Source organism: Streptomyces graminofaciens (assembly GCF_030294945.1).
Lineage (GTDB): Bacteria > Actinomycetota > Actinomycetes > Streptomycetales > Streptomycetaceae > Streptomyces > Streptomyces graminofaciens.
The window spans coordinates 5,136,426-5,154,736 of record NZ_AP018448.1 but is presented as its reverse complement, the minus strand read 5'-3'; the positions used below and the strand labels follow the sequence as shown (position 1 = coordinate 5,154,736).

Genomic DNA, 18,311 nt, shown 5'->3' with positions numbered 1-18,311 from the left:
GCCATGCTGCTCGAAGTGCGCGACCTCCAGGTGGAGTTCAGGACCCGGGACGGGGTCGCCCGGGCCGTCAACGGTGTCACCTACGCCGTGGACGAGGGCGAGACGCTCGCCGTGCTCGGCGAGTCCGGCTCCGGCAAGTCGGTCACCGCGCAGGCGATCATGGGCATCCTCGACATCCCGCCCGGGCGGATCACCGGTGGCGAGATCTTCTTCCAGGGCCAGGACCTGCTGAAGCTCAAGGAGGACGAGCGCAGGAAGATCCGGGGCTCCGAGATGGCGATGATCTTCCAGGACGCGCTGTCGTCCCTGAATCCGGTCCTCTCCGTCGGCGACCAGCTCGGCGAGATGTTCGTCGTGCACCGGGGCCTGTCCAAGAAGGACGCCCGCGCCAAGGCCGTAGAGCTGATGGACCGGGTCCGCATCCCGGCGGCCAAGCAGCGCGTCCGGGACTATCCGCACCAGTTCTCCGGCGGTATGCGCCAACGCATCATGATCGCCATGGCGCTGGCCCTGGAGCCCTCCCTGATCATCGCCGACGAACCGACGACGGCGCTGGACGTCACCGTCCAGGCCCAGGTCATGGACCTCCTCGCCGAGCTGCAGCGTGAGCTCGGCATGGGCCTCATCCTCATCACGCACGACCTCGGCGTGGTCGCCGACGTCGCCGACCGCATCGCCGTGATGTACGCGGGCCGCATCGTGGAGTCCGCCCCGGTCCACGACATCTACAAGGCGCCCGCCCACCCGTACACCCGAGGCCTGCTCGAATCGATCCCGCGCCTGGACCAGAAGGGCCAGGAGCTCTACGCCATCAAGGGTCTGCCGCCCAACCTGATGCACATTCCGCCCGGCTGCGCCTTCAACCCGCGCTGCCCGATGGCCCAGGACGTGTGCCGCACCGACGAACCGCCGCTGTACGAGATCACCCCGTCGGACGGGGAACGCGGGAGCGCCTGCCACTTCTGGAGGGAGTGCCTCCATGGCTGAACCGACCGTGGCCGCACCGACCGTGGTGGAACCGATTCTGGAAGTCCGCGGCCTGTACAAGCACTACCCGCTCACCCAGGGCATCGTCTTCAAGAAGCAGATCGGCGCGGTCAAGGCCGTCGACGGCGTCGACTTCTCCCTCGGCGCGGGCGAGACCCTCGGCATCGTCGGCGAGTCCGGTTGCGGCAAGTCGACGGTCGCGAAGATGCTGGTCAACCTGGAACGGCCGACCGACGGGGCGATCCTGTACAAGGGCGAGGACATCACCAGACTGTCGGGGCGCGCCCTGAAGGCCGTCCGCCGGAACATCCAGATGGTGTTCCAGGACCCCTACACCTCGCTCAACCCCCGGATGACCGTGGGCGACATCATCGGGGAGCCCTTCGAGATCCACCCCGAGGTGGCCCCGAAGGGCGACCGGCGGCGCAAGGTCCAGGACCTCCTGGACGTCGTCGGCCTCAACCCGGAGTACATCAACCGCTACCCGCACCAGTTCTCCGGCGGTCAGCGCCAGCGCATCGGCATCGCCCGCGGGCTGGCGCTCCGCCCCGAGATCATCGTCGCCGACGAACCGGTCTCCGCCCTCGACGTCTCCGTCCAGGCCCAGGTCATCAACCTGATGGACCAGCTCCAGGGCGAGTTCGGACTCTCGTACGTCTTCATCGCACACGACCTGTCGATCGTGCGGCACATCTCCGACCGGGTCGGGGTGATGTACCTCGGCCGGATCGTGGAGATCGGCCGCGACGCCGAGATCTACGACCACCCGACGCACCCCTACACCCAGGCGCTGCTGTCCGCCGTCCCGGTCCCCGACCCGGAGGCGCGGGTGCACCGCGAGCGGATCATCCTGTCCGGCGATGTGCCCTCCCCGACGAACATCCCCTCCGGCTGCCGCTTCCGTACCCGCTGCTGGAAAGCCCAGGAGAGATGCGCCCTTGAGGTGCCGATGCTGGCGGTGCCCGCGGAGTTCCGGCTGGCCACCGGGCCCGCCGCGCATGACTCGGCCTGCCATTTCGCGGAGGAGAAGCAGGTGGTTCCGCCCGAGGAGCCCACGGAGGATTCCTTGGACGATCATGCGGATGGGGTGGAATAGCCGTACAAATGACCACCAACCGTGTTAACACGCAGGCAACTTGGCTGACGTCATTCCGATATACGGACGCGCGAATCTAAAACGCGTACGGCCGTGCGGGTGCCGTAAACGGGCCGGGGCGCGCCATGTCGCCCCGGCCCGTTTTTTACGCCTGGCCCAGCCCCAGCGAACGCCGCAGGAAGTCCACCTGGAGCAGCAGCAGGTTCTCCGCGACCTGTTCCTGCGGGGTCATGTGCGTGACCCCGGAGAGCGGGAGCACCTCATGCGGTCGGCCGGCCGCGAGCAAGGCGGAGGACAGCCGCAGGGCGTGCGCGAAGACCACGTTGTCGTCGGCGGTGCCGTGCACGATCAGCAGCGGGCGGTGCGGCTCGGCGGGGTCGGACAGGCCGTCGTCCGTGATCAGCGAACTCTTCGCGTACTCCGCCGGGGACACGGTCGGGTCGCCCAGATACCGCTCCGTGTAGTGCGTGTCGTACAGCCGCCAGTCGGTGACGGGGGCGCCCGCGATGCCCGCGTGGAAGACGTCCGGGCGGCGCAGTACGGCGAGCCCGGCCAGCCAGCCGCCGTACGACCAGCCGCGGATCGCCACCCTGGTCAGGTCCAGCGGGAAGGACTTCGCGAGGTCGTGCAGGGCGTCCACCTGGTCGTCCAGCGACACCGTGAGGTCTCCGTCGATCGCCTTCTCCCAGGCGGGGGAGCGGCCGGGGGTGCCGCGCCCGTCGGCGACCACCACCGCGAAGCCCTGGTCGGCGAACCACTGCGACGTGAGGTGCGCGTTGTGCGCCGCCAGCACCCGGGGGCCGTGCGGACCGCCGTAGGGGTCGAGAAGGACCGGCAGGGGAGTGTCGCCGTCGTAGTCCGCAGGCATAAGCAGGGCGCACGGTACGCGGCGTGCGCCCCCCTGTGTGAACCGCACGCGCGGGGAGAAACCGGGATCTTCCGCGTAAGACGCCACGGTCGTCACGCGTTTGCCGTCCTGTAGCACCCGCACCTGGCTGCCCGCCTTGTCGGGCACGGCTGAGACGAGTACCGTCACGCCCCCGGCTCGCACCGCCGAGTGCACGCCGGGTTCCTGCGACACGCGTTCCACGCCCAGCTCGTTCACGCGGTACACATGCACCTCGCCGATCTCCGGCTCGGCAGCCCGCTCGCCCGCGGAAGCCGAGATCAGCACATCGTCGGCGGCGATGTCGAGCACCGCGCGGACATGCAACTGCGGTCCCGTCAGCGGGCGTTCGCCCACCGCCAGCACCCGCGCGCCGCCCTCGTCCGCGACACGCACGAGCTGCCCCGAAGGACTCCAACCGGGCACCCCGGGGAAAAGATCAAGCCAATGTGGATCTTCGTCGGCGTGCACCATCCGGGTCGCCCCGGTCGCCGGGTCCACGGCCAGGTACAGCTGGCTGCGCTGATCTCGCGCCTGCACCAGAAGCAGCGGCGCACCCGCCCCTGACCAGTGCACATGTGCCAGATACGGGTAGCGGGCCCGGTCCCAGACGACCTCCGTGCGCACCCCGTCGAGGTCCGTGAGGAACAGCCGCACGTCCGCGTTGGCCGTTCCGGCCGCCGGATACGCGACCCGCTGCGGAGCGTTTTCCGGCTCTGCGGGGTCCGAGATCCACCAGCGGCGCACCGGCGTGTCGTCCACGCGCGCCACCAGCAGCCCGTCCGAGTCGGGCGACCACCAGTAGCCGCGCGAACGCCCCATCTCCTCGGCCGCGATGAACTCGGCGAGCCCGTGCGTGACGTTCTCCGACGCCTCCCCGGGGCCGCTCTCCGCGAGCGCCCGGTCGCCCCCGCCCTCGGCCTCGACCACCCGCAGGGCGCCCTGGGCGACGTACGCGACATACCGGCCGTCGGGGGAGGGGCGCGGGTCGATCACCGGCCCGGGGACGGCGAGTTCACGTGCGGTGCCGGCCTGCAGCTCGGCCACGAAAAGCCGCCCTGACAAGGCGAAAGCCGCCAACTCCACCGCCGAGTCGGTGGCATAGCCGACGATTCCGGCACCGCCCTCACGGCTGCGCTCACGCCGCGCACGCTCCTCGGCGGACAGTTCCTCCGAGGCCCCGGACAGCAGCGTGAACGGATCGGCGGCGAGCCGCTCCTCGCCGTCTCCCACGTCCAGCACCCACAGTTTGTTGGCCCTGTCGGTGCCGGACGAGGACCGCAGGAACACCACTCGGGAACCATCGGGGGCGACGCTGAACGCGCGCGGCGCGCCGAGGGAGAAACGCTGTGTCCGGGCGTGTCGGCGGGGGAAGGTCTCGGGCTCGGTCGTCATGCCCTGACCATATTGGCCATGCGCCCCCTTGTGCGGCTGTGCGCCGATCGATGCGCGCGTATGGATAGTTATGATCACTACCGCTGAGTGGGTATGAACCTGCTGGCCGCTGTATGGATTTACAACTGCGTCACCCATGTAAGACATTGACAACTGCTTCGCTCCCCAGGTCCCAGGGAACTTTTGGAGGTGAGCCGCCGTGGCACTCTCGATTTCGGCGGTGGTGCTGCTGGCGATCATCGTCGTCATCCTGATCAAGAAGTCAGGGTTGAAGGCACCACACGCGATCATCTGCATCCTGCTCGGTTTCTATCTCGCCTCCTCCACGATCGCGCCGACGATCAGCGAGCTGACGTCCAACATCGCGGGCATGATCGGCAGCATCAAGTTCTGAGCCGCCTCCTGATCCCACCTTTCTGACCTGTACCTTTTATCCTCATTCGCGCGTTGTGGCCGTTCCTGTGAATGACCACGCCCGGCGTGGGCGCGGAGCCGTGGCCTCGTAGGGTGGATCCCATGACGGATCTGCCCGCCCGCCGACTGCTCCTCGTCCACGCCCACCCGGACGATGAGTCGATCAACAACGGCGCGACCATGGCCAGGTACGCGGCCGAGGGCGCCCGGGTGACGCTGGTGACCTGCACCCTCGGCGAGGAGGGCGAGGTCATCCCGCCCCGTCTCGCGCACATGGCGCCCGACCGCGACGACACTCTGGGCCCGCACCGCGTGGGCGAGCTGGCCGAGGCGATGAAGGAACTCGGCGTCACCGACCACCGCTTTCTCGGCGGCCCCGGCCGCTTCCGCGACTCCGGAATGATGGGCGTCGAGCAGAACGAGCGCCCCGGCGCCTTCTGGTCCGCCGACGTCGACGAGGCCGCCGCCCTCCTGGTCGAGATCATCCGCGAGGTGCGCCCCCAGGTCCTGGTCACCTACGACCCCAACGGCGGCTACGGCCACCCCGACCATATCCAGGCCCACCGCGTCGCCATGCGCGCCGCCGACCTGAGCCCGGACCCGGACTTCCGCCCCGACCTGGGCGAACCCTGGGAGATCGCCAAGGTCTACTGGAACCGTGTGCCCCGGGGCGCCGCCCTGGAGGGCTTCGCCCGGCTGCGCCGCGACCTCGCCGAGCCCGGAAAGCTCCCCTTCGGGCGGGCCGCGTCCATCACCGAGGTCCCCGGAGTGGTCGACGACCATGTGATCACCACCGAGATCGACGGCTCCGGCTTCGCTTCCGCGAAGGCCGCCGCGATGCGGGCGCACGCCACCCAGATCGAGGTCCACGAGCCCTACTTCGCCCTCTCCAACGAGCTGGCCCAGCCCCTCCTCGTCGACGAGTGCTACGAGTTGGTGCGCGGCCGGCGCGAAGGGGGCGGCCGGGAGAGCGACTTGTTCGACGGGATCCCCGGCACGTCCGAGGGGATTCCCGGCTCGTCCGAGGATCTTCCCGGCACGTCCGAGGGACTTCGCGGCACCTCCGAGGAAAATTCCGGCACTTCTTTCGAGGGCGCTCAGAACGGAACGGGCCTGTGATGCGTACGAGTGTGTATGACGAACGAGTGGCGCCCACGGGCGGCGGCCGCGTGCCCGAGCGCGACGGCCGAGAGGCGGTCCGGCGATGACGCCGGCGGGCGGGGCGAAGGGCGGTTCCGCGAACAGGCCCCCGGGCCGGCCGGCGGGCGCGCCCTCGGGACGTTCGGCGGGCGGGCAAGGCAGCGCGCTCGCACAGCCGTTGACGCTGCCCCCCATCGGGCGGAGCGCCGCCTACCTGGGGCTCTTCCTGCTCGGGGCGGTGGTCGGGGTGGCCGGGGGACTGCTCCAAGCCGCCTGGTTCCCGGGCGGTTTGCTGCTGTCGCTGCTGGCCGCGGCCGGACTGTTCCTGGGTGGGTCCCGGGCGACCGGCGGCAGAGCGGGGGCCGTTGCGCCGGCCGCCGGCTGGATGGTCTCCGTCATCCTGCTGACCTCCACGCGGCCGGAGGGCGACTTCATGTTCGGCGCGGGAGTCGGCTCGTACCTCTTCCTGCTCGGTGGCATGGCTGTGGCTGTGATGTGCGCCACCCTTGGGCAGGTGCGGCAACCGACCGTGCCCGACGCCCGACTTGGCAAGTGACGTACCACTTCGCCGCAGTGGCGAGGTGCGGGTCGCGTGTGGGTTTCCCACGCGGTCGTGGGATACGCGTCGGAAGTGGCCAGTATGGTGGTGCGCGCCGCCGAGCTGCCCGCTGAGTTGAGGTCGTGACGGGCGGCGGAGCAAACCGGGAGAACCTGCCTTGAGTCGTGAAACTGACACTTCGTCCTCCGGGGCCAATGGGCGCGGCAGCACCGCGTACCCGTCGGGGACACCGCCGTACGGCACGCCCATGGCCACCGGCGCGGGCGCCGACGCGGCCGGGTCGGCCGCGGGCGAGCGGCCGGACGGACCCAAGACCGAGACGACCCTGACGACACGGGTCCGGATCAACATCCCCGGGTCCCGGCCCATCCCGCCGGTCGTCGTCCGCAAGCCGGTCGGCGACGCCGAGGGCGCGTCCGGCGACGCCGGGTCCGAGTCGGAGACGACCGGCACCACGGCGATGCCCGTGCTGACGGACGTCCCGGCCCCCGAGCCGCAGGCGGCGGCGGCCGACGACAAGCCCACGAGCGACTGGTTCGCGCCGCGCAAGGGCTCCGCCCCCAAGGGCGCCCCGGGCGGCGGCGCGAGCAACGGCGCCGGGTTCTCCGCGGGCGGCCCCGGCGCGGGCGCGCCGGGCGGCCCCGGCCAGGGCCCTCGCCCCGGCGGCTCGAACGGCGCAGGCCCGCTGGGCGGCGCCCCCGGCGGCCCGCGCCCCGGCGCCACGGGCGGGCCCCGCCCGGGCGGCAGCGGCGGCGGTACGAACGGCGCCGGGCTCCCCGGTGCCACCGGCGCCGGACCGGTCGCTCCCGGCCACGGCGGCGGCACGGGCTCCTTCGACGTGTCGGCCGCGCTGGCCGCCGCGAAGCCCGAGCGCGACGACCTGCCGTACTTCTCCGAGGGACCGCAGCCGCAGGGCCCCACCGGCGGCCCCGTCACCGGCGACAGCCCCCTCGGGCCCCCGCCCGTCCCCGGACGCCCCGGCGGCGGCCCCGCGGGCCCCGGAAGCCCCTTCGGCGGCCCCGGTGCCGACTTCTCCGCGCCGGGCGCCGACTACGCCCGCCCCGGCGGCGGTATCAGCGACGACACCGCGGTCCTCACCCCGCAGCGGCACGCCCCCGAGCCGGGCGCCCCGGGCTACGGCACCCCCGGTCCGCTCGTGGACAACCCCTCCGGGCACACCCTGACCAGCGGCATCCCCGTGGTCCCGCCCGGCATGCAGGGCTCGCCGTTCGGGCCGGGCGGCGCCGACGGGGCGACCCAGCACACCCCGCCGAAGCTGCCGGACCCCGGCCCGCAGCAGAAGTCCGGATCCGGGAAGGCGGGCAAGCCCGCGAAAGCCGCGAAACCGGCGAAGAAGAAGGGTCGCAGCAAGCTCGGCCTGCTCGTCGGCGGCGTGGTCGTCCTCGGCGGCGGTGTCTACGGCGCCGGTCTGCTGATGAACCACTCCGACGTCCCCAAGGGCACCACCGTCCTCGGCGTCGACATCGGCGGCGGCACCCGCGACGAGGCCGTCAACAAGCTCGACGAGGCCTTCGGCGACTGGACGAACAAGGCGCTCAAGCTCGACGTCGACGGCCAGACGGTCTCCCTCAAGCCCGACCAGGCCGGACTCCAGTTCGACAAGCAGACCACGGTCAGCAACGCCGCCGTCAGCGACTACAACCCGATCTCGGTGATCGGCTCGCTCTTCGGCCAGAAGCGGGTCGTCGAGCCCGTCATGCCCGTCGACGAGGAGAAGCTGGAGGCCGCCCTGCAGCGCGCCGCGGGCAGCTCAGGCTCGGCGAGCGACGGCACGGTCAAGTTCGAGGCGGGCAAGGCCGTCGCCGTCTACGGCAAGGCGGGCAAGGGCATCGACGTCGACGCGTCCACGGACGCCGTCGAGGAGGCGTACCGCACCCAGGTCGAGACCGGCACGGTCACCCCCGTGAAGCTCCCGACCAGCGCCAAGGAGCCGTCGGTCTCCAAGGCCGAGGTCGACCGGTTCATGAAGGACTTCGCGGAGCCGGCGATGTCGGCCAACGTCATCCTGCAGACGAACCCGGCGCAGACCGTCCCCCTCACCATGAGCCCGCAGAACTCCCTGTGGAAGTTCCTCAAGGTCAAGGCGGTCGACGGCAAGCTCGTCGACTCCTACGACGAGAAGGCCCTCAAGGAGCTCTACGGCGGCACCTTCGACGACGTCCTCATCACCCGCGCCAACGGCAAGAAGACGGCCGTCACGGTCGAGGACGTCTACGGCGCCCTCCGCCTGGCCCTGAAGAACAAGACGGACCGCACGGCCGTCATCGAGACGAACCCGAACTAGGGCGTGTTTCGAAAGTGGCGTCGTCCGCCCGGAGGGCGGGGCCCGCGGCGTCTGGTGCGGTGCGTCGCAAGGCGGAGGGTCGTCCGCGTACTGGGTGTACGCGGACGACCCCGACAACGCGGCGAGGTGCCGTGCCAGGCGTCGCGGGGCAGACGGGACTTTCGAAACACGCCCTAGCGGATCCGATCGCTTCGATCGCTTCGTCCAGGGGGCACCCGGCACACGCCGGGTGCCCCCTCGGCGTATATGTCACGGCCGGCGGTATGACTTCTGTCATCCCCGCCTCAGGACCGCCGACACTGCCGCCCCCACCCCCGTCCCGGCCACGATGGTCCACATGACGACGACAACGACGAGGACCGCCGCCCCAGAGGTGGTGGGGTTCGACCAGGTGACCAAGGAGTACGGCGACGTCCGGGCCGTGGACGGGCTGACGCTCACCCTGCACCCCGGCGAGACCGTGGCCCTGCTCGGCCCCAACGGCGCCGGCAAGTCCACCACCCTCGACCTCCTCCTCGGCCTCAAGCACGCCGACAGCGGCACGGTCCGCGTCTTCGGCACCGGCCCGCGCGAGGCGATCGTCGCCGGACGCGTGGGCGCCATGCTGCAGAGCGGCGGGCTGATGGAGGAGGTGACGGTCGCCGAGCTGTTCAAGCTGGCCTGCGCCCTGCACCCGAGGCCGTACCCCGTCTCCGAGGTGCTCGCCCGCGCCGGTATCACCCAGATCGCCGACCGCAAGATCGGCAGGCTCTCCGGCGGCCAGGCCCAGCGCGTCCGGTTCGCGCTCGCGACCGCCGGCGACAGTGACCTGATCGTCCTGGACGAGCCCACCACCGGCATGGACGTCTCCGCCCGGCAGGCCTTCTGGGCCACCATGCGCGAGCAGGCCGACCAGGGCCGCACGGTCCTGTTCGCCACGCACTACCTGGAGGAGGCCGACGCCATCGCCGACCGCGTGCTCGTCCTGCACCGGGGCCGGCTGCTGGCCGACGGCACGGCCGCCGAGATCAAGGCCAAGGCGGGCGCCCGCAGGATCTCCTTCGACCTGCCCGAGGGCCCCATCGACGAGGCCCCCCTGCGCGCCCTCCCCTTCCTCACCACCTTCGACGTATCCGGCCGTACGGTCCGCCTCCAGTCCTCCGACGCCGACGCGACCGTCCACGCCCTCTACGGCCTCGGCGTCTACCCCCGCAACCTGGAAGTCGCCGGGCTCGGCCTGGAGCAGGCGTTCGTCGCGATCACCGCAGCCGAGGAGGCGCGCACCTCATGAACGACCTGATCAAGCTGGAACTGACCCGCGCCCTGCGCAACCGCAAGTTCCTGTTCTTCTCGGTGCTCTACCCCTCGCTGCTGTTCCTGCTCATCGCGGGCAGCGCCAGCACCACGGAGAAGATCAGCGGCACCGGCCTGACCCTCCCGACCTACATGATGGTCTCCATGGCCTCCTTCGGCGCCCTCACGGCCGTCCTGATGGGCAACAGCGAGCGCATCGCCAAGGAGCGGGAGAGCGGCTGGGTACGGCAGCTGCGGCTGACGACGCTGCCGGGGCGCGGGTACGTCTTCGCGAAGACCGCGAGCGCGGCCGTGGTCAGCCTGCCGTCCATAGTGATCGTCTTCGTGGTCGCCGCCGCCGCGAAGGACGTACGCCTCGACGCCTGGCAGTGGCTCGCCCTGACCGGCGCGATCTGGGCCGGCAGCCTGGTCTTCGCCGCGCTCGGCGTCGCCATCGGATACCTGGCGACCGGCGACGCGGTCCGCCCGATCACGATGATCGTCTACTTCGGTCTGTCGCTGCTCGGCGGCCTGTGGATGCCGACGACGACGTTCCCCGGGTGGCTGCAGGACATAGCCAAGTGGCTGCCCACCCACGCATACGCTGCCCTGGGGCAGGCCATCGAACAGAGCCAGGCCCCGCACGCCAAGGACATCGTCATCCTGGCCGTCTCCTTCGCCCTGTTCGCGGGCGGCGCGGCCTGGCTCTACCGGAAGGACACGCTGAAGGCGTGAGTGGCGTCGGTATCGGGCAGCGCCCGCGGAACCGCAGGCAGCGGGCGATGAAATTCCTCTGGACCGGCATCTGGCTCGCCTATCTGAGCGCCCCCGTCAGCGATCTGCTGCACGGGGGCCACAGCGACGGCGTCCGCGCCCTCGGCTGGATCGGCCTGGTGGCCTTCGTCGCCTGGTACTTCGCGCTGATCTTCCGCGCCGGACGCGGCGAGACGAACGGCATGGTGCTCGGCTCGCTCGCCGTGCTCGCCGCCCAGTCCTCGATCCTCGCCCTCAGCCTCGGCCGCGAGTGGCTCGTCCTCTTCGTCTACGTGTCGGTCGCGTCCGGCGCCGCCCTCCCGCTGCGGATGGCCCGGCTGACCGTCCCGGCGGTGTCGGCCCTGCTGACGGCCGTCGCCCTCGCCGTACCGGGCGGCGAGGCCTATCTGGCCTCACTCCTCCTCCCGGCCCTCCTCGGCGGTTTCTCCATGACCGGCGTCCGTGAACTCCTCCGTACGGCGAAGGAGTTGCGCGAGGCGAGGGCGACGGTGGCCCAGCTGGCGGCGAACGAGGAACGCCTGCGCCTCGCCCGGGACCTGCACGACCTCCTCGGCCACTCGCTCTCCCTGATCACCCTCAAGAGCGAGCTGGCGGGCCGGATGCTCCCCGACCACCCCGACAAGGCCGCCCAGCAGGTCGCCGACATCGAACAGGTCAGCCGCCAGGCCCTGGTCGACGTCCGCGAGGCCGTCACCGGCTACCGGCGCCCCCGCCTCGGCGCGGAACTCGCGGGCGCCCGGGCCGCGTTGACGGCGGCCGGCGTCACCGCCGAACTGCCGACGGCCGACCCGGACCTCACCGACGTGCCCGAGGACAGCGAGTCCGCCCTCGCCTGGGCCCTGCGGGAGGCCGTCACCAACGTCGTACGGCACAGCGGCGCCCAGCGCTGCACGGTGGACCTGGTCCGCCGCCAGACCCTGGACGGCCCGATGCTCGAACTCACCGTGGACGACGACGGGACGGGCGACGCGAACGGCTCGGGCGAGGGCGCCGGCACCGGCCTGACGGGCCTCACCGAGCGGCTGGAGAAGGTGGGCGGCACGCTGGAGGCCGGCCCCTCCCGGCACGGCTTCCGCCTGGCGGCCAGGGCCCCGGCCACACCCTCCGGCACGGACGTAGGATCCGGCGCATGAGTCGCACGATCAAGGTCCTGCTGGCCGAGGACCAGTCGATGGTCCGCGAGGCCCTGGCCGCCCTGCTCGGCCTGGAGGGCGACATCGAGGTCGTGGCCCAGGTGGCGCGCGGCGACGAGGTGCTGGCGGCGGCCCGCGCGCACGACGTGGACGTGGCCCTGCTCGACATTGAGATGCCGGGCGCGACCGGCATAGAGGCGGCGGCCGAGGTCCACCGTGCCCTCCCGGCGGTGAAACTGGTCGTCCTCACCACCTTCGGCCGCCCCGGCTACCTCCGCAGCGCCATGGAGGCCGGCGCCGACGCGTTCCTGGTCAAGGACGCCCCCGCCGCACAACTGGCCGACGCCGTACGCCGGGTCCTGGCGGGCGAGCGGGTCATCGACCCCACGCTCGCGGCGGCGGCCCTGGCCGGGGGCGCGAACCCCCTGACGGACCGCGAGCGCGAGGTGCTCCGCGCGGCGGCGGACGGCTCCACGAACGCGGAACTGGCGAAGGCCCTGCACCTCTCCCAGGGCACGGTCCGCAACTACCTGTCGACGGCGATCCACAAGTTGGCGGTGAGAAACAGAACGGAGGCGGTACGGACGGCGAGGGAGAAGGGCTGGCTGTAGAAGCGCCGGTCCGGGGAAGCCGCCCCAGGGGCGCGGGGAACTGCGCGACGAGCCACGACGAACCCGCACCCGCCCACCCACGCACACAACCCCCAAGGCGCACAGGCGAACTCAGTTCAACAGAGCCCGGGCTCCCGCAGCCTCCCCCCGCACCCTCTCCGCGGCGGCTTCGTCCACCGAGGCCACCACCTCCGCGTACTCCTCCAGCGCGGCCGCGCCCCGCAGAAACTCCCCCCGCCGCACAAGCAACTGCGCCCACTCGTACCGCAACCGCGCCGGACGCGAAGGCAGCGCCAACGACAACTCCACGGCCCACAGAGCCACATCCGACCGCTCGGGCCGGGCCGCGGCCCACGCCCGCACGTTGTTCAGGATCCGCAGCACGACATCCAACGGATCGGCGGGACTCAGCATCCCGGGGTCCAGCGGAGCCCCCGTCGCCCCCACGACCAGCGTCTCCGCGTCGCCCCCGCTCAGCACCCGCCCCCCGTCGAACGGATCGGCCAGCACCTGCTCCTCCGGAGGGCCGAACCCCACCACGAAGTGCCCCGGCAACGCGACCCCGTACACCGGCGCCCCCGCCCGCCGCGCGACCTCCATCCACACCACGGACAGCAGGATCGGCAGCCCACGCCGCCGCTCCAGCACCGTGTGCAGCAGGGACGACCCCAGCCGCTGATAGTCCCCGGCGGTACCCCGGAACCCGCACCGCTCCCCGAGCAGCTCCGCCAGCGCGAGCGCCCACGCACGGGGCCCACCGGGACGGTACGGCAGCAGACCCGCGAGCCGGTCGAGTTCGATCTGGGCGGCGTCGATACCGGCCTCGTCCAGCGCCCCGTCCCCCGCCGCCCCCACCAGCAGGCACAACGTGGCCAGATCGGGCCGCTCGGCCCGAGCCTCCTCGGCGAACCGCCGCCTGACCTCGGCGGCCCGCCCGGGCTCCGGAGGACGTGGAGCAGCCATAGCGGGGTGATGCCCGTTCATGACGATCGATAAGGCTCGACGCCGGACTCGATGCCGGACTCGACGCCGGCACCGGACCCGGACCTCGACCCGGCACCGGACCCCTCCCCGGCACCGGACCCGACAGTGCCCCCGCCCTCGGGCGCCCGGTAGTGGTGATAAGCGTGATGCGCCGAGAACCCCATCCCCGCGTACAACCCCCGCGCCCCCACGTTCTCCTCCTCCACCTGGAGCCACCCCGCCGAGGCCCCCTCCTCCAGCGCCCGCCGGGCGAGCGCCGCCATCACCGTCGTGGCCAGCCCCTTCCGCCGCTGGGCGGGATCGACCTCTATCGCCGCGAAGCCCGCCCAGCGTCCGTCCACCACACACCGACCGATCGCCACCGGAGGCTCACCCGCCGCGCCCGGCACGGTCGCGAACCACACCGAGGGCCCGCTCCCGAGCACCTTCAGCGCCACCTCGCTCACCCCCTTGCGCTGGTACCGGCTGAGCCACGCCTCGTCCGCCGCCCGGGACAGCGCGACCCCGGGCGCCTCCCGGTCGCCGATCGGCGCCAGCGAGCCGATCCAGAGCTCGGCGGTGACCTCCCGGACCCACCCGCGCTCCTCCAACTCGGCGCACAGCAGCTCCTGCGTGCCCTCGGCACCGGTCGCGAGCTGCGCGTACGCGGGCAGCCCCCGGGCGGCGTACCAGCCTCGTACGGCCGTCAGGGCCTCGTCCAGGGGCATTCCGGGGTCACCCAGGGGGAGCACCGAGTTCGCCCTCCGGGTGAACCCGGAGGCGGCCCGCAGCTCCCACGCGCCGAGCAGCTCCCGCTCGACCGGCTGCCAGCCCCGCGAGGAGACCCGCGCCAGCTCCTCGTACGAGGCCGCGGGACCCCGTCTGCGCGCCGGAGCCGCGGGCACGACCTTCCCCGCCACCAGCGACGACTCCTCGACGCGCACCCGCTCGCCGTCCCGCCGGGTGATCAGCAGCACACCGTCGTCCCATGATGTGAGAACACCAACCGTGTCGGTGAATTTCCCCCTCTCGGCGCCGTCATGGTCAACACGCCGCACGGAGACACGTTTGCCCACGTCAGCGGGGTCGATACGGACCACGAGCCGTCCGCCGCCAGAGATTTCCACAGGTCGGTCCACCCCTCCTGTTCGGATCATGCCCAAGAACGGAGATACTAGGTGCGGGCATCGACGACGCCGCGCTCCCGCGCGCCAGGCGGCGGGGCCTGAAGCGGCCCGCCAGCGCCCTATCGAGGAGGAACGACAGCGTGACCTACGTCATCGCGCAGCCTTGTGTCGACGTCAAGGACAAGGCCTGCATCGAGGAGTGCCCGGTCGACTGCATCTACGAGGGCCAGCGGTCCTTGTACATCCACCCGGACGAATGCGTCGACTGTGGCGCCTGTGAGCCGGTCTGCCCGGTCGAGGCGATCTTCTACGAGGACGACACTCCGGAGGAGTGGAAGGACTACTACAAGGCGAACGTCGAGTTCTTCGACGAGCTCGGCTCCCCCGGTGGTGCCAGCAAGCTCGGTCTGATCGAGCGCGACCACCCCTTCGTCGCCGCACTGCCGCCGCAGGCCGAGTAAAGGCCCGTCGGCGGCCCCCCAGCGGCCCGCACGCGTGCCGCCTCGGTCCCGTACGGCCTGATCACCCCGATCGCCGTACGGGACCGAGGCGTTTGCCGTACCCGGTCCAGAGGCCGTATCCGTCCCAGAGAGCGAGCAGAACCGTGTCCTCCGCAGTCTCCGACCGCCTTCCCACCTTCCCCTGGGACAAGCTGGAGCCGTATAAGAAGACGGCCGCCGCGCATCCCGACGGCATCGTCGACCTCTCGGTCGGCACGCCGGTCGACCCGGTGCCCGAGCTGATCCAGAAAGCGCTGATCGAGGCGGCGGACTCCCCGGGCTACCCCACCGTGTGGGGCACGGCGGAGCTGCGGGACGCGCTCACGGGCTGGGTGGAGCGCCGCCTGGGCGCACGCGACCTCACCCACCACCACGTCCTGCCGATCGTCGGCTCCAAGGAACTGGTCGCCTGGCTCCCCACCCAGCTCGGCCTCGGCCCCGGCGACCGGGTCGCGTACCCGCGCCTCGCCTACCCGACGTACGAGGTCGGCGCCCGCCTCGCCCGCGCGGACCACGAGGTCTACGACGACCCGACCCGGCTGGACCCGAGCGGCCTGAAGCTCCTCTGGCTGAACTCCCCGTCGAACCCCACGGGCAAGGTCCTGTCCAAGGCGGAACTGACCCGGATCGTGGCCTGGGCCCGCGCACACGAGATCCTGATCTTCTCCGACGAGTGCTACCTCGAACTCGGCTGGGAGGCCGACCCGGTCTCCGTCCTCCACCCGGACGTGAACGGCGGCTCGTACGACGGCATCGTGGCCGTCCACTCCCTCTCGAAGCGCTCGAACCTCGCGGGCTACCGCGCCGCCTTCCTCGCCGGCGACCCCGCGGTCCTGAACCCCCTGCTCCAGATCCGCAAGCACGGCGGCATGATGACGTCGGCCCCGACCCAGGCGGCGGTCGTGGCGGCGCTGGGCGACGACAACCACGTCCAGGAACAGCGCGCCCGCTACGCCGCCCGCCGCGCGTCCCTCCGTGACGCCCTGCTCGCCCACGGCTTCCGGATCGAACACAGCGAGGCCAGCCTCTACCTCTGGGCCACGCGGGACGAGTCCTGCTGGGACACGGTCGCCCACCTCGCCTCCCTGGGCATTCTGGTGGCCCCCGGGGACTTCTACGGCGAGGCGGGCGCGAACCACGTACGCGTGGCGTTCACGGCGACGGACGAGCGGGTGAGGGCAGCGGTAGAGCGTCTGTGACCCCTGCGACCTCCAGGTACAGCAGAAGGGGCCCGGGGAGATCCCCGGGCCCCATCAGACAGACGGCAGGTCAGCCGACCGGCAGCCCACCCTTGAGCGGGAGCTGACCCGCACCCGGCAGGCCACCCTTCCCGACGGAGTCCGTCGGCAGCCCGCCCTTGGTCGCGGTCTTGGTCGCGGTCTTGGTCGCGTCACCCACGACCTTGCCGGCGGAGCCGGCGGCGTCCCCGGCAGCCTTCTGCGCGACGGGCGTCGTCTTCTTGACGGCCTTCCCACCGGTCTTGCTCACGGCCGGCAGGGTGTCCTTGGCCGCCTTGCTGCCGGCGTTGCTCGCCAGGCCGGTGACGTTCTGCGTGGCGCCGTCGACGGTGTTACCGGCGTTCGCCCCATCCACGGCGGACAGACCGCCGAGGTTCGGGGTCGCGGGGAGTTCGGGCGCCGCGCTCGCGGAGCCGGCCGCACCGACCACGGAGGCCGCTCCCGCTGCGGTGAGCAGCGCGGCACGGGCGATCCGGCGGGTCAGGGGGAGGGACATGGTGCTCCTTTGACGGAAGAGAACGTTGAAGTGTCCGACCGGGGCCAACCCCGTGTGTACGGGGAGTGGTTGATCGCTCCGGCCTCGGACGCAGTAACTACCGCTCGAAGTCCGCGAAGGTTGCGGCGACCCGACGTAAAGAGTTGGTAATGCGTCGCATTGTCGAATGCGGACATAGACCGTTAGAAGGGACCCGGTCCGAAAGTCTGCCGAATCCTTACGGCCCCCCATTTCTCAAGGATTTTCGCGATGCGAGGGTGAGTGGGCGAAAATCTGCGCGCACCGTCCATCCGCCGCGCCGGACGTACCCCGCACGGGTGAGCCCGGCGCCTACTGTCCAGTGACGATTCGGACCGCGTCGACGGAGCCGCTCGCCGCGTGCGCCGTACGCCACTCGCCCGCCCGGCCTCCGGCGACCCACTCCCGGCCCGCGTACCCGACGCGCTCGATACCGAGCCGGGAGGAGTTCGCCACGGCCCAGTGCGCCAGCTCCCAGCCGCGCCGCCGGGCATCGGAGCCGGAGTCCTTGGCGCCGTCCGCGACGGGGATGGTCATGGTCCCGGCAGCGGAGGGGGAGGGGGAGGAGGAAGCGGCTGGGCTGGGCGATTCGCCTGCCCCGGCGGCGGTGCCGTCCGACGAGCCCACCACTGCCCCGGCCGTCTCGAACGCGTCCCGGCCGAAGTCCCGAGCGAGCGCGCTGCGCACCGCCTCCGGGCCGCCCGCCCGGGCGGTGGTCGCGGTCTCCGCGCGCCCCTCGCAGGTCAGCGTGGCCGCCGCCCGGCCGGTCAGCGCGGCGGCGAGCAGCGTGGCGTCCGGCTCGTGCTTGGCGTACGCGTCCGGGTAGCCGCTGCGCTGCACCCGCTGGGCGGCGACGGTCAGCGCCAGCTCCTCGTACTCGTCCACCTTGACGAGGTGGTCGTAGAACTCACCCGCCGCGTACACCGGGTCCTGGATCTGCTTCTCGGTGCCCCAGCCCTGCGACGGCCGCTGCTGGAACAGCCCCAGCGAGTCCCGGTCGCCGTGGCCGATGTTGCGCAGCCCGGACTCCTGGAGCGCGGTCGCCAGCGCGATGGCCACGGCCCGCTCGGGCAGCTCGCGCGAGGTGCCGACCGCCGAGATCGTCGCCGCGTTGGCCGCCTGCTCCGGCGTGAACTCGTACGACGTCTCCTCGTCGTCCGCGGACACCACCGTGCACTTCGGCGTGCCGTTTCCCCCGGTCAGGTACTGAACGGTGAGGTAGGCCGCGAGCGCGACCAGGACGACGAAGGCAGCCCCGCAACGCAGGACACGGCTACGGCGACGGGGAGGGCGGGAGGCGGGCGACAGCTTTGGCACGCGTTCCAAGGTACTGGAGAGTAATGGGAGACCGCTGTGGGTTGTGGACAGCGGGCCTGAGGTGGCCGGAACCGTTCGCG

At 71.8% G+C, this 18,311-nt stretch carries 17 protein-coding genes; 12 read left to right on the top strand and 5 right to left on the bottom strand.

Annotated features, from left to right (window positions below; genetic code table 11):
* The first annotated feature begins 3 nt into the window (after nucleotides 1–3).
* Together SGFS_RS21910 and SGFS_RS21905 are read left to right on the top strand one after the other, a co-directional pair.
* Nucleotides 4–987 (top strand): ABC transporter ATP-binding protein, encoded by a 984-nt coding sequence (locus SGFS_RS21910; RefSeq protein WP_286252652.1) that lies wholly within the window; start codon nucleotides 4–6, stop codon nucleotides 985–987.
* A complete protein-coding gene (locus SGFS_RS21905) occupies nucleotides 980–2,083 on the top strand; it encodes an ABC transporter ATP-binding protein (RefSeq protein ID WP_286252649.1) in 1,104 nt (367 codons plus the stop codon). Before SGFS_RS21910 ends, SGFS_RS21905 begins: the two co-directional genes overlap by 8 nt.
* Nucleotides 2,084–2,228: 145 nt before the next feature.
* Here SGFS_RS21905 and SGFS_RS21900 read toward each other — a convergent pair whose 3' ends face one another.
* On the bottom strand, nucleotides 2,229–4,364 hold the full coding sequence (locus tag SGFS_RS21900; RefSeq protein WP_286252647.1) for a S9 family peptidase: 2,136 nt from the start codon (nucleotides 4,362–4,364) through the stop codon (nucleotides 2,229–2,231).
* A 199-nt stretch (nucleotides 4,365–4,563) separates the two neighbouring features.
* Here SGFS_RS21900 and SGFS_RS21895 point away from each other — a divergent pair, with 199 nt between their 5' ends.
* From SGFS_RS21895 to SGFS_RS21860, 8 genes are all read left to right on the top strand, one after another.
* Nucleotides 4,564–4,758, top strand: a complete 195-nt coding sequence (locus SGFS_RS21895; protein ID WP_286252645.1) for a hypothetical protein — start codon at nucleotides 4,564–4,566, stop codon at nucleotides 4,756–4,758.
* 122 nt (nucleotides 4,759–4,880) lie between these two features.
* Nucleotides 4,881–5,897 carry an N-acetyl-1-D-myo-inositol-2-amino-2-deoxy-alpha-D-glucopyranoside deacetylase gene (gene mshB / locus SGFS_RS21890; RefSeq protein WP_286252643.1) on the top strand — a complete coding sequence of 339 codons (1,017 nt, stop codon included), beginning with the start codon at nucleotides 4,881–4,883 and terminating at the stop codon, nucleotides 5,895–5,897.
* Between the two features lie 199 nt (nucleotides 5,898–6,096).
* Nucleotides 6,097–6,474 carry a DUF6113 family protein gene (locus SGFS_RS21885; protein ID WP_434027773.1) on the top strand — a complete coding sequence of 126 codons (378 nt, stop codon included), beginning with the start codon at nucleotides 6,097–6,099 and terminating at the stop codon, nucleotides 6,472–6,474.
* Nucleotides 6,475–6,634: 160 nt separating this feature from the next.
* Complete coding sequence (locus SGFS_RS21880) at nucleotides 6,635–8,782, top strand: peptidoglycan binding domain-containing protein (RefSeq protein WP_286252641.1); 2,148 nt, start codon at nucleotides 6,635–6,637, stop codon at nucleotides 8,780–8,782.
* Nucleotides 8,783–9,119: 337 nt separating this feature from the next.
* Nucleotides 9,120–10,052 carry an ABC transporter ATP-binding protein gene (locus SGFS_RS21875; protein WP_286252639.1) on the top strand — a complete coding sequence of 311 codons (933 nt, stop codon included), beginning with the start codon at nucleotides 9,120–9,122 and terminating at the stop codon, nucleotides 10,050–10,052.
* Nucleotides 10,049–10,789 (top strand): ABC transporter permease, encoded by a 741-nt coding sequence (locus SGFS_RS21870; RefSeq protein WP_286252637.1) that lies wholly within the window; start codon nucleotides 10,049–10,051, stop codon nucleotides 10,787–10,789. The genes SGFS_RS21875 and SGFS_RS21870 overlap by 4 nt, the downstream gene beginning before the upstream one ends.
* On the top strand, nucleotides 10,786–11,961 hold the full coding sequence (locus tag SGFS_RS21865) for a sensor histidine kinase (RefSeq protein WP_286252636.1): 1,176 nt from the start codon (nucleotides 10,786–10,788) through the stop codon (nucleotides 11,959–11,961). The genes SGFS_RS21870 and SGFS_RS21865 overlap by 4 nt, the downstream gene beginning before the upstream one ends.
* Nucleotides 11,958–12,572: a response regulator transcription factor gene (locus tag SGFS_RS21860; protein WP_286252634.1), complete on the top strand. Its 615-nt coding sequence runs from the start codon at nucleotides 11,958–11,960 to the stop codon at nucleotides 12,570–12,572. Before SGFS_RS21865 ends, SGFS_RS21860 begins: the two co-directional genes overlap by 4 nt.
* 111 nt (nucleotides 12,573–12,683) lie before the next feature.
* Here SGFS_RS21860 and SGFS_RS21855 read toward each other — a convergent pair whose 3' ends face one another.
* Together SGFS_RS21855 and SGFS_RS21850 are read right to left on the bottom strand one after the other, a co-directional pair.
* Nucleotides 12,684–13,556, bottom strand: a complete 873-nt coding sequence (locus SGFS_RS21855) for a transglutaminase-like and tetratricopeptide repeat-containing protein (RefSeq protein ID WP_286252633.1) — start codon at nucleotides 13,554–13,556, stop codon at nucleotides 12,684–12,686.
* On the bottom strand, nucleotides 13,553–14,662 hold the full coding sequence (locus tag SGFS_RS21850; RefSeq protein WP_286252631.1) for a GNAT family N-acetyltransferase: 1,110 nt from the start codon (nucleotides 14,660–14,662) through the stop codon (nucleotides 13,553–13,555). The genes SGFS_RS21855 and SGFS_RS21850 overlap by 4 nt, the downstream gene beginning before the upstream one ends.
* A gap of 140 nt (nucleotides 14,663–14,802) precedes the next feature.
* Between SGFS_RS21850 and fdxA the strand changes: the two genes are divergently transcribed.
* Both fdxA and SGFS_RS21840 read left to right on the top strand, forming a co-directional pair.
* On the top strand, nucleotides 14,803–15,123 hold the full coding sequence (gene fdxA / locus SGFS_RS21845) for a ferredoxin (protein ID WP_007495984.1): 321 nt from the start codon (nucleotides 14,803–14,805) through the stop codon (nucleotides 15,121–15,123).
* A 143-nt stretch (nucleotides 15,124–15,266) separates the two neighbouring features.
* On the top strand, nucleotides 15,267–16,361 hold the full coding sequence (locus tag SGFS_RS21840) for a bifunctional succinyldiaminopimelate transaminase/glutamate-prephenate aminotransferase (protein WP_286252627.1): 1,095 nt from the start codon (nucleotides 15,267–15,269) through the stop codon (nucleotides 16,359–16,361).
* A gap of 70 nt (nucleotides 16,362–16,431) precedes the next feature.
* Here SGFS_RS21840 and SGFS_RS21835 read toward each other — a convergent pair whose 3' ends face one another.
* A complete protein-coding gene (locus SGFS_RS21835) occupies nucleotides 16,432–16,896 on the bottom strand; it encodes an ATP-binding protein (protein ID WP_286252625.1) in 465 nt (154 codons plus the stop codon).
* A gap of 330 nt (nucleotides 16,897–17,226) precedes the next feature.
* Nucleotides 17,227–18,222: a heavy metal transporter gene (locus SGFS_RS21830; protein WP_286260005.1), complete on the bottom strand. Its 996-nt coding sequence runs from the start codon at nucleotides 18,220–18,222 to the stop codon at nucleotides 17,227–17,229.
* Nucleotides 18,223–18,311 lie beyond the last annotated feature (89 nt).

What these genes read in the sequence shown, in the direction of transcription:
- SGFS_RS21870 (WP_286252637.1), top strand. Translation starts at nt 10,049, where the DNA reads ATGAACGACCTGATCAAGCTGGAACTGACCCGCGCCCTGCGCAACCGC.
- SGFS_RS21875 (WP_286252639.1), top strand. Translation starts at nt 9,120, where the DNA reads ATGACGACGACAACGACGAGGACCGCCGCCCCAGAGGTGGTGGGGTTC.
- SGFS_RS21900 (WP_286252647.1), bottom strand. Translation starts at nt 4,364, where the DNA reads ATGACGACCGAGCCCGAGACCTTCCCCCGCCGACACGCCCGGACACAG.
- SGFS_RS21855 (WP_286252633.1), bottom strand. Translation starts at nt 13,556, where the DNA reads ATGAACGGGCATCACCCCGCTATGGCTGCTCCACGTCCTCCGGAGCCC.
- SGFS_RS21835 (WP_286252625.1), bottom strand. Translation starts at nt 16,896, where the DNA reads ATGTCCCTCCCCCTGACCCGCCGGATCGCCCGTGCCGCGCTGCTCACC.
- SGFS_RS21905 (WP_286252649.1), top strand. Translation starts at nt 980, where the DNA reads ATGGCTGAACCGACCGTGGCCGCACCGACCGTGGTGGAACCGATTCTG.
- SGFS_RS21860 (WP_286252634.1), top strand. Translation starts at nt 11,958, where the DNA reads ATGAGTCGCACGATCAAGGTCCTGCTGGCCGAGGACCAGTCGATGGTC.
- SGFS_RS21910 (WP_286252652.1), top strand. Translation starts at nt 4, where the DNA reads ATGCTGCTCGAAGTGCGCGACCTCCAGGTGGAGTTCAGGACCCGGGAC.
- mshB (WP_286252643.1), top strand. Translation starts at nt 4,881, where the DNA reads ATGACGGATCTGCCCGCCCGCCGACTGCTCCTCGTCCACGCCCACCCG.